The sequence below is a fragment of the Bradyrhizobium sp. CCBAU 11386 genome, assembly GCF_028128955.1.
Taxonomy (GTDB): Bacteria; Pseudomonadota; Alphaproteobacteria; order Rhizobiales; family Xanthobacteraceae; genus Bradyrhizobium.
Map to the genome: position 1 here is coordinate 20561 of NZ_LBKA01000216.1, position 15088 is coordinate 35648.

11 protein-coding genes are annotated in these 15088 nt (G+C 66.6%); 3 read left to right on the forward strand and 8 right to left on the reverse strand.

Translation table 11 applies throughout. The annotated features are described in order from the left end of the window. Positions 1-12: 12 nt before the first annotated feature. A complete protein-coding gene (locus XI09_RS17850; RefSeq protein ID WP_271567991.1) occupies positions 13-708 on the reverse strand; it encodes a hypothetical protein in 696 nt (231 codons plus the stop codon). Positions 709-873: 165 nt separating this feature from the next. On the opposite strand from XI09_RS17850, the gene XI09_RS17855 reads away from it, so the two are divergent. Together XI09_RS17855 and XI09_RS17860 are read left to right on the forward strand one after the other, a co-directional pair. Continuing rightward, positions 874-1893, forward strand: coding sequence for a LysM peptidoglycan-binding domain-containing protein (locus tag XI09_RS17855; protein WP_271567992.1), 1020 nt, complete (start codon positions 874-876; stop codon positions 1891-1893). Positions 1894-2189: 296 nt separating this feature from the next. Next, positions 2190-3461, forward strand: coding sequence for a Spy/CpxP family protein refolding chaperone (locus XI09_RS17860; RefSeq protein ID WP_271567993.1), 1272 nt, complete (start codon positions 2190-2192; stop codon positions 3459-3461). On the opposite strand, the gene XI09_RS17865 is transcribed toward XI09_RS17860, so the two are convergent. The 3 genes from XI09_RS17865 to XI09_RS17875 form a co-directional block, all read right to left on the reverse strand. Further along, positions 3462-4328, reverse strand: a complete 867-nt coding sequence (locus XI09_RS17865; protein WP_271567994.1) for a hypothetical protein — start codon at positions 4326-4328, stop codon at positions 3462-3464. It lies immediately after the preceding gene. 177 nt (positions 4329-4505) lie between these two features. Next, a complete protein-coding gene (locus XI09_RS17870) occupies positions 4506-6953 on the reverse strand; it encodes an adenylate/guanylate cyclase domain-containing protein (RefSeq protein WP_271567995.1) in 2448 nt (815 codons plus the stop codon). Between the two features lie 247 nt (positions 6954-7200). Continuing rightward, on the reverse strand, positions 7201-9279 hold the full coding sequence (locus XI09_RS17875; RefSeq protein ID WP_271567996.1) for an AsmA family protein: 2079 nt from the start codon (positions 9277-9279) through the stop codon (positions 7201-7203). A 236-nt stretch (positions 9280-9515) separates the two neighbouring features. Between XI09_RS17875 and XI09_RS17880 the strand changes: the two genes are divergently transcribed. After that, positions 9516-10190, forward strand: coding sequence for a Crp/Fnr family transcriptional regulator (locus XI09_RS17880; protein WP_271567997.1), 675 nt, complete (start codon positions 9516-9518; stop codon positions 10188-10190). Positions 10191-10193: 3 nt separating this feature from the next. Here the strand turns inward: XI09_RS17880 and XI09_RS17885 are convergent, their stop codons facing one another. The 4 genes from XI09_RS17885 to XI09_RS17900 all read right to left on the reverse strand — a co-directional run bounded on the left by XI09_RS17885 (position 10194) and on the right by XI09_RS17900 (position 14934). After that, on the reverse strand, positions 10194-10559 hold the full coding sequence (locus tag XI09_RS17885; protein ID WP_271567998.1) for a DUF5615 family PIN-like protein: 366 nt from the start codon (positions 10557-10559) through the stop codon (positions 10194-10196). Beyond that, a complete protein-coding gene (locus XI09_RS17890; RefSeq protein ID WP_271567999.1) occupies positions 10556-10795 on the reverse strand; it encodes a DUF433 domain-containing protein in 240 nt (79 codons plus the stop codon). The genes XI09_RS17885 and XI09_RS17890 overlap by 4 nt, the downstream gene beginning before the upstream one ends. Before the next feature lie 66 nt (positions 10796-10861). Continuing rightward, on the reverse strand, positions 10862-14005 hold the full coding sequence (locus XI09_RS17895; protein WP_271568000.1) for an efflux RND transporter permease subunit: 3144 nt from the start codon (positions 14003-14005) through the stop codon (positions 10862-10864). After that, positions 14005-14934 (reverse strand): efflux RND transporter periplasmic adaptor subunit, encoded by a 930-nt coding sequence (locus XI09_RS17900; protein WP_271568001.1) that lies wholly within the window; start codon positions 14932-14934, stop codon positions 14005-14007. The genes XI09_RS17895 and XI09_RS17900 overlap by 1 nt, the downstream gene beginning before the upstream one ends. Between the last annotated feature and the right edge of the window lie 154 nt (positions 14935-15088).

Below are 15088 nucleotides of genomic sequence, written 5' to 3' on the forward strand. Positions count from 1 at the left end.
GATTCCGGTGGATCACCGGCGGATTTCCCACTTCAAGGCTTCCGCATTGGCCTTGGCGAACGTCTTGGGCACGTCGAACTTTCCGGTCTCGAGATCATAGCGGCATCGCCAGCCGCCCAGTCCCTTCATGGCGACGTTCTTGGGATGATTGTCATATTCGCCCGACAGCGAGATCACGAGGTAGCGGTTGTTGGGCCAGTCCATGCCGAGCGAGCGATAGGCCTCTTCCGTACCCTCCATGAGATTGGCCGAGATGTGGAAGTCGAGCTTGGCGAACCTCTTCGTCTCCGGCCGGCCGTAGAAATAGGCCCAGGCGAGATCGCTGAGCGGCTTCTTCGTCGTGCTCGCGAAGGCGCCCTTCTCGACATGGTAGAGATAGAGGTCCTGCTCGCCCGAGCCGGTCTTCTGCATCCGCACCAGCCATTGCGAGTCGCTGGTGAAGCGGAAGCCGGCCCCGAAGCCCTGCTCGGGCTTCAGCTCCGTCATCCGCTCGCCGTTCCTCGCCCAGGCCTGCCATTTGACGTCCCAATCCCCGCCGTCCTTCATGTACTGCTCGATCTTGGTGGCGCCATCGGGCGAGGTGAAGGCGAGGCCGGCATTGTTGGTGAGGATGTAGTCCGGCGGCGGGCCGGAGGCGGCGAGCGCGGGGGAAGCGGCGAGCAGCGCGGCGAGCGCCAGCCATCGGGCCGGGCGGGAAAATGCGTTCACGGAAAAAATCCTCGAAAAATAGGCCGCGATGCGGCCTCGATCATTTGACGCCGACGGGGCCGCGCCGGTTCATCCGCGCTAATCCCTTCGACCGTCTTGCTGCCGTGGCCAAATCGGCGCAACTTGCCGTCATCGGCCGATTTGCCACCAAGGGTCCGCTTTCTGATGATGACCGCTTCCAAGGCTTTCGTTGCATTCTGCCTGCTCGCGGTGGTCGGCACCGTGCTGGTGATCGGCCCCACCGAGCTGCGCCGCCTGTTGCCGGGCGGGACGAACACCGAGATCGCCGTCGCAGCTAGGCCCGAGGCCAAGCCTGAGGCCAAGGCCGCCGCCAAAGCTGAACCTAAAGCCGAGACCAAGGCAGAGCAGGAGTCCGAAGGACCGAAGCTCGCCGCCGGCGCGCCGCCCGCGTCGCCTGCGCCGAAGCCGGCGAGTCCAGTGGCCGAGACGCAAAAGCAGGTCACGGCACTGGCCGATCTCGTGCCGGTCAAGCCGCCGGCGGCTGCGGCCGACGCCGGTCCCCGCTTCGACGTCGCCCGCGTCGACGACCATGGCGAAGCGGCGGTGATCGCGGGCCGGGCCACGCCGGGCGCAACAGTCGAGCTGCTGCGCGACGGCCAGCCGCTCCATTCGGTCGTCGCCGATGCGTCAGGCCAGTTCGTCATGACGCCGCCGCAGCTCCCCGCCGGCAGCTATGAGCTGACACTGCGCGCCAAGGCGCCGGATGGCACCGTCACGCAGTCCGGCCGCACCATGCCGGTGACGATCGCGGAGGCGGTGCCGCCGCCGGCGCGTGTTGCACCGCCCACTCCCAAGCGGGAAACGAAGCGGGCCGAGACGCCGGACGAAAAATCGGATGTCGTGGCATCCTTGCCGTCGGCATCGGACAGGCCCGCGGCGCGGCCCAGGATGATGGGGGCACCGAAACCAAGGGGCATGGCGCGAGCGCCTGCCGCCACGACGGTCGCCTCGGCTTCGCCGGGCGACGCCCTCAGCGGCACACCGGCAGAGGCGGGCGGCAGCCGGGTGATCTCCCGCGGCGACAGCCTGTGGGCGCTCAGCCGGCTCGCCTACGGCGACGGCGCCCGCTACGCGGTGATCTTCAAGGCCAACCGCGACAAGATCCACAACCCGAACCTGATCTATCCCGGCCAGACTTTTGTGCTGCCGCAAAAGGCGGAGTGAGCGCGGCACTTCGCCGACGCGAATGCATCTCCTATAGCCATGATTGTCCTATAGCCATGATTGCGATCGTTCCTCTCCCTCTTCCCGTCCTTACGGGGGCGCGACGAGCTTCGCTCACGCTGAGAAGGTTGGGGTGAGGGGTCATCTCCGCGACGGCATGGACAGTCAGGATTCTCACCGCCGCGACGCTTTGACCCTCGCACTCCCGGAACCTTTGGTTCCCCCGCGCGTCATGTGATGCGAGGTGGTTCGCGCTTGGCGCTGGAGGAGGGGCCAAGGTGGTCAGGTCAGCGGTCATGTCGGGATCACGGATGCGCCTCGCGCTGGCGGGTGCCGCCCTTGCCATTCTGGCCGTACTGCTGCCGAACAGGGCCGAAGCACAGTTCGGATTGCGCGGCGGGCCGCTCGGCGTCGCGCGGTTCGCCGTCGGCCACGTCATCGGCATGACGCGCCTGCGCCATGCCCGCATGGCGGTGCGGGGCGGCCGATACCGCTCCGCCGCGTTGCGCTCCCAGGATCCCCGTGGTGCCGAGAGCCGGCAACCGCCCAATCCCGCCATCCTGCGTGCGGCACTCACGGCGCAAGCGGCGCTGTCGGGCTGGCGTGGCGGCCGCCGACCGCAGGGCTGGTGGCGCCACCCCGACGGCAGCTATGGCTGGGCCGGTCCGGTGTTCTGGCCGCTCGCACATGACGATCTCGCCAATGCCGTCATCCTCGGACACACGACCAGCATCTCGCTCTATGGCTACGGCGACATCTACGCGGCGATCTTCTCGCCCTATGCGGCCAAGGAGCTTGCCGCCTACACCGCGCCGCAAAGCAGGCTTGCGCGCAGGATTCCGTCGGCACAGAACATCTGTGATGTCAGCGATCCCGCCGGCTTCCCTGCGGATCGCATCACGGCCGCCGTGCAGCCGAACGAATTGCAGCGCACCGCGCTCGACGAGCTCAGCGCCGCCTGGCTAGCTGCCCGCGACAGCATTCGCGCGTCCTGCCCGGCACAGGTGCCGGCGAGCGCATCGGAGCGCCTCGGCCTGATGCGCGAGCGCCTCGAGGCCATGATCAAGGCAACGGACGCAATCGCACCGCCGCTTGCCAGATTTGTCGATCTGCTCGACGCGAACCAGAAGAAAAAATTCGATGCGCTGGCCAACGAGGCGCGCGCCGCGCTTGCGTCAAGCCAGCACAAGGATGCGCAGGCAGCAAGCGCCTGCGCGGCGGACAGCGATCCGCGCTATGACACCCAGCTGCAGCGCCAGTATGAGCAGCTCGTGCAGCAGCAATGGCCCGTCGCCGACATCGCGTCCACGCTGCGCCTCGACGACATCGGCCGCGCCCGGCTCGACGTGCTCCAGGACACCACGCTGCGCACCATGGAGACGCTGAGTGCCTGCCCGACCACGGCCGCCACGACACCGCAGGGACGCCTCACGGCCGTGAAGGCGCGGCTGGAGACGATGCTGCAAGCGGTGAAGGGCGTTGCCGACGCGCTCGACGATTTCGAGGCTGACTTGAGCGACGAGCAGAAGGCCGGCTTCGAGGCGATCGGGCCGAAGCGCGGGGCGTGATCACCCGCACGCCCAGTCGAACTTCATATCCCTGAAGTCGAGCTGCGCGTTGCCGCCGCCGAAATTGTAGCCGCCGAAATATTCCTCGAACTCGATGTAGAACGGGCTCATCTCCGGCACCGCCTGGCACGGCCGCATGGTGCCGCCGAGATGGTTGTGGGCGTGGTCCTTGCTCCAATCGTGCAGGCGGAAATTGTCGCGGCCCGGCACGCCGCCGACATAATAGTAATAGGGCTGATAACCGGTCGGCGGGTTCTGGCGTGTGTACTCGTCCTGCGGGCCCTTGCCGGCATTCGGATCGGTCGCGCGCGGCGTCAAGGCGATCGCGCGGGTCTCGGTGAGATCGGCGCGCGGCGGAGCGGCGAACATCTTCTTGGCGTAAGGCGCGGCGGCCTCGAAGAAGGCGCAGGCTCCGCCGACATCGAGCCAGCGCGGCCGGTCGGCCGTCGCCAGCGCAAGCGGCGCCGGCGGCGTCGCGAACGCGCCGTCATATTCAGCCTTGGTCAGCAGCAGCGCGGCATATTCGTAGTCGAGAATGTCGGTCATGCGCGACAGGCGCGGATGCGCCGGCCGCGCCAGCACGGCCTCGCGGATCTCAGGGTCGTCGGGCGCGCCGCCGTCATTGTGATCGGGCGCGGTGGCGAAGAACGACACCGCGACGATGTCCTCGCCATGAACGCGATAATCGTCCGGCAGCAGAAGCGTAAAACCGTGCATCAGCGGATAGCCGGTGACGGGATCGAGCGGCCATTGCTCGGATGCAATGCCCGGCGGCAGCCCATAGACCCAGCCCTGGTCGCGCGCACGCTCAGTGGGCCGGTCCAGCATCTGCAGATCATACGCACGCGAAGGCAAGGCAAACGCCACGATCGTCTCCATCCGAAGTCTGCCTCGCCGTTGAGGCGATGGTTAGTCGCAAGGAGGGGTGATGTGGTTCGTGGGAGCGGTCCGCAAATTGGATGCAGATATCATTCGCAACCGGCGCCTCAATTTCCGCTGTCGTCCCGGGGGAGATTTTGCCTTCCTCACGGATTGAGAAAGAACTCACCCCCGCCTGCGCGCCGCCGACGCATCCACCACGTTCTCCACTTCCTCGCGCCAGCTCAGGATCTCCATCGCCAGCACGGGGTGGTTGAAGCCCTTGAGCTGGAGATCATCGAGCGCGCGCGCCTCGACCCAGGGCTCGACGATGCCGTAGACGCGGCGGCTGACCACGATCTGGTTGGCCTTGGCCTCGCCGCAGAGGCGGGAGGCGAGGTTGGTGACGCTGCCGATCGCGGCATATTCCAGCCGCTGCTCGAAGCCGACCTGGCCGAGCGTGGCATAGCCGAGCGCGATGCCGATGCCGAAGCCGAGGCTGTGGCCGCGGTTGCGCCAGCGCTCGGTCAGCGGGCCGATCGTGTCGCGCATTTCCACCGCCATCTTCACCGCGCGTTTCGTGTGGTCGTCGAACTGGATCGGCGCGTTGAACAGGATCATCACGCCGTCGCCGGCATATTTGTCGAGCGTGCCCTCGAATTTGAAGATCAGCTTTCCGAGGGCTGCGTGATATTCGCGGAGCACGTTCATCGCCTCTTCCGGCTCGGTCGCTTCCGTGAACGCCGTGAAGCCGCGCAGGTCGCAGAACACGACCGTTACCTCGCGGCGCTGGCTGGTGAGCAGCCCCTCGGGGCTGTCGGAGGAGGCGATCAACTGCGCCACCTGCGGTGCCAGGAACCGCTCGAGCTTGCGGATGCGCTCGATCTCGCCGAGCTGGGTCTTGACGCGCTCCTCCAGCGACTTGTTCCAGTCCTTGAGCTGCTCGGTCTGCACGCGCAGCTTGTCCGCCTGGGCGCGCACGGTCTCGTGCGCCGCCTCCAGCGCGTGGCTCTTGTGATCGACCTCGGTGAACAGGCGCGCATTGCGCATCGCCAGCACGGCCTGGTTGGCGAAGGTGCGCATCAGGCCGATGATGCTGCCGGCGAATTCGCCGCCGGCGCGACGCAGCACCACCAGCGAGCCGAGCGTGCCCTGCTGGTCCACCAGCGGCACCACCAGCACCGAGTGGAAGCCGGCCTCGATCGCGACGTCGCGCAGCGGCTGCTCGGCCGCGTGGTCGAGATCGGCAAGCGCGATCGGCTCACAGCTCGCCGCGGCATCGCTCAGGATGTTCTCGCCTTCGTTGATCGTGACGTGGGCGCCGTCGGCCGATTTGTCGATGCCGTTGGATTCGACCAGGTTGAAGCGGCGCGTCTCGGCATCGAAGCCGTAGATCAGCACCGCGTCGGCATGGGTGATCTCGATCGCGCGCGCGGCGATCGTCGGCAGCACTGCGTTGAGATCGAGCGAGGAGGCGACCGCGCGGCCGACCTCTTCCAGAACCTTGAGCTCGTTGATCGACTGCGCGAGATCGCGGGTGCGCTCCTCGACCTTGGTCTCCAGGTTCGAATAGGTCTCCTGGATCTGAACAGCCATGCGGTTGAACTGGCCGGCGAGATCTTCCAGCTCGTCGGAGGTGTGCACGTCGATGCGGTGGCTGAAATCGCCTTCGCCGAGCTTGTGCGCGCCGTCGCGCAGCGCCGTGATCGGAATGATCATGCGGCGGGCGAGCAGCGTGCCGGCGAGGATCGCGACCATCAGGCCCATGCCGATCAAGAGCGCGATGCGCACCAGCTGGTCGCGGATCGGCGTCAGGGCCTGCGTGGTCGGCTGCTCGAACATTACGCTCCAGCCGAGTTTCGGCACGGTGCTCGCGGCCGACAGCACCGAATGGCCGTTGAAGTCGGTGCCCGAGGTGTCGGGCTCGCGGCCGGGCGAAATCACGGCAGCCACCTGCGGCAGCTTCGACAGGTCCTTGCCGACATCGGGGCCTTTCGTGGACGTTGCCAGCACGCGGCCGCGCGGATCGACCACATAGGCAAAGGCCGCCTTACCGACCTGGGCGTCGGACAGCAATTCGGAGAGGAAGCTGAGATCGATCTCGGCCACCGTGACGCCGGCGTTGAAGCCGGAATGCGCCACCGAGATCGACATGAACGGGGCCCGGTCGGAGAACCAGGCCGGCGCGTAGCTGACGCCGCGGGCGACGGTGTCGGTGAAGCGCATGTCGCGGGAGAGATCGGCATTGCCGCCGGTCGTGGTCGACTGGCGCGAGACGCGCAGCACCTCGCGGCCGTCGCCGTTGAGCTGGAACAGCTGGTTGACGACCGCGACCTGGTGCAGGAGCTGCGCGTAGTCGGCGCGGCGCTTCTCGAGGGTGTCCTGGCTCGCCCGCGTCACCCAGCTGATCTGGCGCTCGAGCTCGGAGATCGACTGTTCCATGCGCCGGGCCGCGGCCTGGGCCTTGTCCTCCAGCCCGTCGGTCAGCTGTGTCTTGGTGGCGCGATAGGAGATCCAGGTCTCCATCGCGCCGTTGACGGCGAGGACGAACACGACGAGGCCGACGAGGGAGACGACATATTTGGCGAACAGGCCCTCGCGCAGAAACCGTGTCTTGTCGTTCGCTCCCGCCATCCGGATCCTCTCGCGCCGCCATCGACGCCGGCGCTACGGGCCGTACAGGCCCCGCCGCCCTTCTATCACAATTTGGGCCAAGGGACGTCCCGGGACCGGTGGACCGGCCAGCGTGGTTACCCGCTGCGGACGCCGGGTCGGGCCGAAAGGGTGGTGAATTGTCGCAGTCTCCTCCGTTCGGAGGAAGCAGGGAATGGCGAAGCCGCGGTAAGGGATTGGCGTGGAGTCCAGCCCGTTGGTCCGCCAATCATCGATTAAAGAGCTGCCGCAGCACGTCGTTCATCGGCTGGCTGTCCTGCTGCGCCACCGGCGGCGCGTCCGGGGCCGGGGGGGCCGGCGCGGGCGAGGCCTGCGGTGCCGGTGTGGATGGCGTTGCGGGCAGGCTGCGGCTGCGGCCGGTGCCAGTAGCAGTGCCAGTGCCAGTGCCGGTTGCAGCTCCGCTGGAAAGCCCCTGCTGGATCAGATTGCCGATCGCCTCGCCCAGCGGGCCGCCGAGCAGATTGTTCTGCCCCGGCTGCTGGGTTTGCGGATTGGCGTTGCTGCCTGCATTGCCGCCACCCGGCGCGGTCGTGCCGCCGAGACCGAGGCTGCCCAGGATATTGCCGAGCCCGGCGCCATCAGGCCCGAACAGGCCCTTGCCCATCTCGCGCAGCTTGGCATAGGCGGCGTCCGGATTGTCGAGCATGCCGGCCATGTCAGGGTAGATCCGCGGCTGCGACCAGCTGCCCTGGATCATCACGGGGATGCCGAATCCGACCGGCTCGGAGGCGCGGCCCTGGCCTTCGGTGGTCATCACCAGCTTCGGCTCGACGCGAAAGCCCATCATCTTGGTGTCGAGCGCGATCGTGCCCGCGCCGGTCACGCGCACCAGCGGCCCGATCAGATTGAGATCGGTCGTCACCGCCTGTCCCTTGTCGATGCGGAAGGAGGCCGAGAGCTGCGACAAATCCGTGCTCTGGTCCTGGCTGGGGTTCTGGTTCTCTTGCCAGCCGGACAGCGTGCCCGATGTCAGCGAGCGGATCATCTGCGCGACGTTGATGCCGCGGATGGCGCCGTCCTGGAAATTGACGAAGGCCGTGCCCTGCATGTTCGCCATCAAGGCGCGCTGGCTGGTGCCGGCGCTGCGCAATGCGAGCTTGGCTTGCAGCTTGCCGTCGATCCGGTCGAATTCGGCAAGGCCCTGGAGCAGCGGCAGCGCGCGCACGCCGACGAGGTCGGAATGCATGGCAAAGCTCGGCGCGCCGCTGGTCGCATCCAGGATAACTTCGCCGGAGACCTGGCCGCCATAGGCGCCGAGATTGGCGGTGCCGGCCTTCAGCACCCCGCCGGCGAGCTTTGCATCGAGCGCCAGCGGCGCAAGACGCGCATCGCCGATCACGGCCTCATTCGCGGAGATCCTGATTTGTGCATCGACATAATTGAGGCCGGACACGTCGATCGGTGCATTGCTCCAGGGCTGCCCGGACGCGCCGTCCGGCGATTTCGCCAGCGGAATCGCGAGCCGCTGGAAGTCGAGATCGACCTTGACCAGAGGCTTGCTCGCGATGTCGACCGAGGCCCAGCCGTTGAACGCGCCGTCGCCGAGCGTGCCGTTCACGCCGTTGATCATCACGAGATCGCCGCTCAGCCGCATGTCGGCATGACCGGTGAGCCGGGACTTCAGCACATCAGGCATGTCGATGGCGAAATCCACCGGGATGGTCGGCCGGTCGGCTGGCGGCGCCGGCGTCGTCGCCTTGATGTCGAACTTGGTCGGGTGCTCGCCGACGCGCGCGGTGCCGGTGATGTTGACCTTGCGGTCGCGATCGACGACCGCGTCGGCGTTGATGGCGCTGATGCGCCCCTCGACGCGATCGCGCACGCGCGCGAATGCGACCTCGCCGTCGGTGATCGTGACGCGGTCGATGGTCGCGCCATCCGTGTCGAGCGCGAGCGGCTTCGACGCGGCACTGGGGTTGGGCAGGCGCTCACGCAGCAGCGGCTGGTAGAGCACGGGACGGGTGACGACGAGCTCGCTGATCTTCGGGCGGCCCGACCAGACGCTCGAGAGCGACATGTCGGCCTGCACGCTGTCGACCGTGAGGCGCGTGATGCCGCTGCGGTCCTTCGGATCCTGAAGCGTGAGGTCGTTCAAGGTGACATTCAGCGTCGGCCACAGGCTGATCCTGGTGCTGCCGCCGATCGACAGGCGATAGCCTGTCGCGCTCTCGACCCGCGACGCAATCGTCGAGGTCAGGAAGCCCGATGGGATCCCGACCACGAGCAGAAGCGCGATCACGATGGCGACAGCGGCGACCGCGGCGCCGGCGAATTTCACTGCTCTCATGTCGACTTTCCAATGACGGACGAACGGCGCCGAACCCGGCCGCTCACCCGTCCTATGCGCGTGAGTTTATCCCGGGACGGGAAGCCGCTCCAAGCGGTCAAAAATAGTCAGGGGGTGCTGCAAAGTTATGTGACTTATGACACACTTCCCCGGCGCGGTTTTACGCGATCCTGGACGTTGATGGTTCCAGCCGATTTGCCAGTGAAATTGACACGTAAATTCACAAGGAAGTTGAAATGAGCAAGCAGGCCGAATTTGCGGTCATCCTGAAGATGAACCCGATGTTCGCCGATCTCGGCGCAGACGAGCTCCAGCGGCTGTCCAATCTCTGCCACACCCAGCATCTGGCGAACGGCGAGGTGCTGTTCCAGAAGGGCGATGCCGGGGACGCGCTGTTCGGCGTGCGCCGCGGCCAGGTCCGCATCGAGACCGGCGCCTCCGACGGCAGCCGGCTGACGCTGAATTTCATGGGGTCGGGCGACCTGTTCGGCGAGGTCGCGGTGCTGGACGGCCAGAACCGCACCGCGGACGCGACCGCGGGCGAAGCCAGCGAATTGTTCGTGCTGCGGCGCGAAGACTTCCTCGCCTTCCTCGAGCGCGAGCCGAAGGTCGCGATCAAGATCATCGCGCTGCTGTGCCAGCGCATCCGCTGGCAGAGCGAGCGCATGGAAGAGTCCATGTTGCAGCCGCTGCCGGTTCGGCTGGCACGGCGGCTCTGCGCACTCGCCGCCGATTTCGGCTCGGAGGTGCACATCTCGCAGGAGCAGCTCGGCGTCTTCGTCGGCGCCGCCCGCGAGAGCGTCAACCGCCAGCTTCAGGCCTGGCGCAAGGACGCGATCCTGGATCTCCAGCGCGGCCGTATTTTGCTCAGGAACATGACCAAGCTGACGGCAATCGCGCGGAACGAGTAGGAATTATGTGATCGGGAGCCTGCGTCGGCGGATACGATCCCGGTCGATGGTGATGATACTGCCCCGGATTTTGTCCTCGGTCAGGGCGGATAGAACCTCTGCCAATCTGGTTCGGACGTGCGCTTCTGTCCACTCACCACCCCGGAAAAGAATGAGGCTGGGACTGTCGCTGCCCGCTGTTGCGATCAGGCGAGGATAGTCGAGGTCCGCGGTGATGACAGTGCGTGACTCCTGCCTTGCGCGATCGATGATTTCCGTATCGCTCGCAGCATGAAGCCCTATCGTGGACGCGTGGACGGCATCATGCCCCATCTCTGTCAGCCAGTGCGACAACACCGGCGAGAGCGGCATGTCGATGAGGAATCTCACCTTGCCGGGACGTTGGGATGTAGCTCGACGGCTTCGTCGTCTGCGAGGAAGGCCGCGTAGCGCAAGGCTTCGTCGATGTCTTCGCGTTCGAGGTAGGGGTAGTTGCTCAAAACGGCTTCACGAGTCTCGCCGGCCGCCAGCAAGCCAAGCAGCCGTGCGACAGGAAACCGCAGCCCGCGAATACAGGGTTTGCCGGTACAGACCGCTGGGTCGATCGTGATACGCGAAAAAGTCATAGCAGCAATATAGCGCGGGCGGGCGACCTTTGCCAGAGCGTGCCCCTGAGCCTGATCGCTCAGAATCTACTCCGCCGCGGGGTGCACGATGGTCTTCGGTGTCGGCTGTGCCGGCGAAGCTTCGTGATGACCGGGGCCCTCGGTATCCTCGCTGTGCACGATCAGCCGCTTGCCGAAGCGCCAGATCAGGGCGCCGAGGTCGTCCATCACCATGAACATCGCGGGCACGAACACCAGCGACAGGATGGTCGAGAAGATCAGGCCGCCGATCACCGCGAGCGCCATCGGCGAGCGGAATTCGCCGCCGGCACCGACCGCGAGCGCGCTCGGCATCATGCCGGCGGCCATCGCGATTGTGGTCATCACGATCGGGCGGGCGCGCTTCATGCCGGCGTCGATCATGGCCTCGTCGCGCGGCTTGCCGTCGCGGATCGCCTCGATGGCGAACTCCACCAGCATGATCGCGTTCTTGGTGACGATGCCCATCAGCATCAGGATGCCGATCCAGACCGGCGTGGTGAGCTGCTTGCCGGTGACGAGCAGGGCCGCGATGGCGCCGCCGATCGAGAGCGGCAGCGAGAACAGGATGGTGATCGGCTGGAGGAAGGTGCCGAACAGCAGCACCAGCACGGCATAGACCATCATCAGGCCCGCAGTGATCGCGGTGGCGAAGCCGTCGGACAGCTCGTTCAGGCTTTCGGCGTCGCCGGACGGCGAGACCTTCACGCCCTTCGGCAGGCTCTTCATCACCGGCAGCTCGTTGATCTTCTTGGTGGCATCGCCGAGCGCCGCGGAGCCGACGAGGTCGGCGGCAACGGTGGCCTGGCGGTCCCGGTCGTAGCGGTTGATGCTGGTCGGGCCCTGGTCGAGCTTGACGTCGGCGATGACCGAGAGCGGCACGCCGCCCTTCTCGCCGTGCTCACCGAGCGGCACGCGCAACTGTTCGAGCGTCTTCAGGTTGCCGCGCGCGGCGTCCTCGAGCTGCACCCGGATCGGCACCAGGCGGTCGCCGACGTCGAACTTGGCGAGCGCAGGGCCGACGTCGCCGATGGTGGCGACGCGGATGGTCTGCGACAGGCTTTCGGTGGAGACGCCGAGGCGCGCGGCGAGATCGGCGCGCGGCTCGATGCGCAGCTCGGGCCGCTCCAGCGTGGTTTCCGAGATCACGTTGGAGATGGTCGGGATCCGCTTCATCTGCGTCGCGAGCTCGCTGGCGACGTTGTTGACGATGTTGGCGTCGACGCCGGTCACGACCAGCGAGATCGCGCGCAGGCCGTTTTCGTCGAGGAACCAGAAGCGGATGTCGGGAATGTTCTCCAGCTCCTGGCTGATCGAGAATTCCAGCTCGCGCTGGGTGATGTCGCGATCGCCCTTGGGCGTGTAGTTGATGATCAGGGCGGCGCGACGGACTTCCTGGGTGCCGGGCGGAACGCGCCCGCCGTCGACGAAGATGCTCTTCACCTCGGGCCGCTTGCGCAGCCGCGCGACGATGTCCTCGGTGACCTTTTCGGTGTAGGCGAGCTGGGTGCCCGGCGGCAGCTCGAGGGCCAGCAGCGAGCGCGCGCTGTCCTGCGCCGGCAGGAAGCCCTGCGGCAGCAGCGTGATGCTCCAGATCGAGGCGGCGAAGATGCCGAAGCCGATCAGCACCGTGATGAAATAGTGCTTCACCGACCAGGCCACGATCCGGTGATAGGATCGCAGCACGCGGCCGGGCGGCGGCTCCTCGTGATGGCCATGTTTGAGGAAGTAGGCGGCCAGCACCGGCGTGACGAAGCGCGCCGCGAGCAGCGAGAAGAACACCTGCACCGAGACGGTGATGCCGAACTGCTTGAAGAACTGTCCGGCGATGCCCGACATGAAGCTCGCGGGGGCGAAGATCGCGATGATGGTGAGCGAGATCGCGATCACGGCGAGGCCGATCTCGTCGGCGGCTTCCAGCGCGGCACGATAGGGCGACTTGCCCATGTTCATGTGCCGCACGATGTTCTCGATCTCGACGATGGCGTCGTCCACCAGAATACCCGTCGACAGCGTGATGGCGAGGAAGCTGACGAGATTGAGCGAGAAGCCGAGGAGGTCCATCGCCCAGAATGCCGGGAAGATCGACAGCGGCAGCGAGATCGCGGCGATGATGGTGGCGCGCAGATCGCGCAGGAACAGCAGCACGATGACGACGGCGAGGATGGCGCCCTCGAACAGGGTCGAGATCGCCGCTTCGTAATTGCCGTTGGTGTATTCGACCGAGGTGTCGATCAGCTTGAGATCGACGTCGGGATAGGCGGCCTTGAGCGCGTCGATGCGCTTCTGCACGGCGTCGGCGACCTTCACGTCGCTGGCGCCCTTGGAGCGCTTGATGCCGAGCGCGACCACCGGCTCGCCGTTGAAGCGGGCGAAGGTGCGGCGGTCGGCGATGGTGTCGGTGACGGTGCCGAGATCGTCGAGCCGGACCTCGCCGCCGCCGAACAGCGGGACCATGGTGCCGGCGAGGTCGCTCAGCGTCTTGGCACCGGCCAGTGTCCGGATCGCCTGGTCGTTCTTGCCGATCTCGGCGCGGCCGCCGGCGACGTCGACATTGGTGCCGCGCAGGCTCTGGCTGACATTGACGGCGGTCAGGCCCATCGCCTGCAAGCGGTCGGGATCGAGCGAGACCAGGATCTCGCGCTCGACACCGCCGATGCGCTCGACCTGGGCGACGCCGCGCACGCCCTGGAGCGCGCGCTTGACCACGTCGTCGACGAAGTAGGACAGCTGCTCCGGCGTCTTGCCGGGCGAGATCGCGGCATAGGTGACGATCGGCAGGCCGATCACGTCGACGCGCTGGATCAGCGGCTCGGTGACGTTCTGCGGCAGGTTGGAGCGCACGCGCGTCACCGCGTCCTTGACGTCGTTGAGCGCGCGGTCGGTGTTGGTCTCCAGTGCGAACTGGATGGTGGTCAACGACAGGCCGTCGGTGATCGAGGAGGTGATGTGCCTGACACCCTCGACGCCGGAGACCGCGTCTTCAATGGTCTTGGTGACCTGGGATTCGAGCTCGGCGGGCGCGGCACCGAACTGCGACACCGCGACCGAGATCACGGGAATGTCGGCCGAGGGCAGCCGCGTCACCGCGAGCTTGGTGAAGGAGGTCCAGCCGAGGATCAGAAGGATGATCGAAAAGACGACCGACGGCAGCGGATTCCGGATCGACCATGCCGAGATATTGAGAGCCATCAGCGTACCCGCGTGCGATCGAGTTCATCGGCGAACATGGTCTTGATCTGGTCGCCGTCATGCAGTGAAGAGCCGGCGTCGGCCACGACGATTTCGCCGACGTCGAGCCCATCCAGGATTTCCGTCGCGGTGTCGGACGACAGCCCGACCCGCACCCTGCGCGTCTCGATCGTGTTGCCCTTGACGACCTGCACGGTGAGATGGTCGATCGCGGTCTTGGGCACCGCAACGCCGCAGCTTCGCTTGGCGTCGATCGAGGCGCGCGCAAACACGCCGACCTTCAGCGAGGGATTGTTGGTGACGCTGATGCGGACGCGGCCGAGCTGGGTGGCGCGGTCGATTTCGGGCGCAACCAGCCGCACCCGGCCGATCAAATCGGGCGCGTCGTCGCGGCTGATGCGCACGGTTGCGCCGGAGCTGAGCTTGGGCATGTGCACGGCCGGCACCTGAGCGTCGAGCTCGATCTCGTTGTTGACGGCGATGCGGAACATCGGGCCTGCCTGCGGCGAGGCCGGTGCGCCGACGATGGTGCGAACTTCCGTGACGAGGCCTGGCGCAGGCGCCTTCAGCGAGATCGGGCCTTGCGGGCCGGGCCGCTGCGGCTGGCCCGGGATCTGCGGCGGTGCCGTCAGGCGCGCCAGCTCCTGGTTGTCGGTAACCATGGTGCCTTCGGTGACGAAGAGGTCGGTGACCCTGGAGCCTTCCTGGTCGGCGACGACCACGGCCTCGCGGCGCGGCACGAAGAAGCCGGTCACACGGACGAGGTCGGAGAAGCAGGCATTGGTCGACTTCGTCACGATGACGAGCGCCTCGCCCGGCGTTTCCTTGGCCACGGGGCGATGCCGATGCTCGAACAGATAATAGCCGATGCCGAGCGCGACGATGAACGCCACGGTTCCGGCAGGCTTGAGATAGTCGGAGACGTTCATCGCCGGATTGTCCTGGCCTGGCTCACGGCCATCCGCACGAGGCCTGCTGAGAGCGTTTCCCTGAAACAAAGCGGCGTCCCGCAAGGCTGCGGGACGCGCTTTGGAAGCGAGACTTTACACCACATCACGAACGGTCATTTCAAAGGATTGCGTC

Bases quoted from the DNA above. Each gene is read 5' to 3' on its own strand.
- XI09_RS17870 (WP_271567995.1), bottom strand. From the start codon at position 6,953: ATGGCGGGAGCGAACGACAAGACACGGTTTCTGCGCGAGGGCCTGTTC.
- XI09_RS17900 (WP_271568001.1), bottom strand. From the start codon at position 14,934: ATGAACGTCTCCGACTATCTCAAGCCTGCCGGAACCGTGGCGTTCATC.
- XI09_RS17875 (WP_271567996.1), bottom strand. From the start codon at position 9,279: ATGAGAGCAGTGAAATTCGCCGGCGCCGCGGTCGCCGCTGTCGCCATC.
- XI09_RS17890 (WP_271567999.1), bottom strand. From the start codon at position 10,795: ATGACTTTTTCGCGTATCACGATCGACCCAGCGGTCTGTACCGGCAAA.
- XI09_RS17880 (WP_271567997.1), top strand. From the start codon at position 9,516: ATGAGCAAGCAGGCCGAATTTGCGGTCATCCTGAAGATGAACCCGATG.
- XI09_RS17860 (WP_271567993.1), top strand. From the start codon at position 2,190: ATGTCGGGATCACGGATGCGCCTCGCGCTGGCGGGTGCCGCCCTTGCC.
- XI09_RS17855 (WP_271567992.1), top strand. From the start codon at position 874: ATGATGACCGCTTCCAAGGCTTTCGTTGCATTCTGCCTGCTCGCGGTG.
- XI09_RS17895 (WP_271568000.1), bottom strand. From the start codon at position 14,005: ATGGCTCTCAATATCTCGGCATGGTCGATCCGGAATCCGCTGCCGTCG.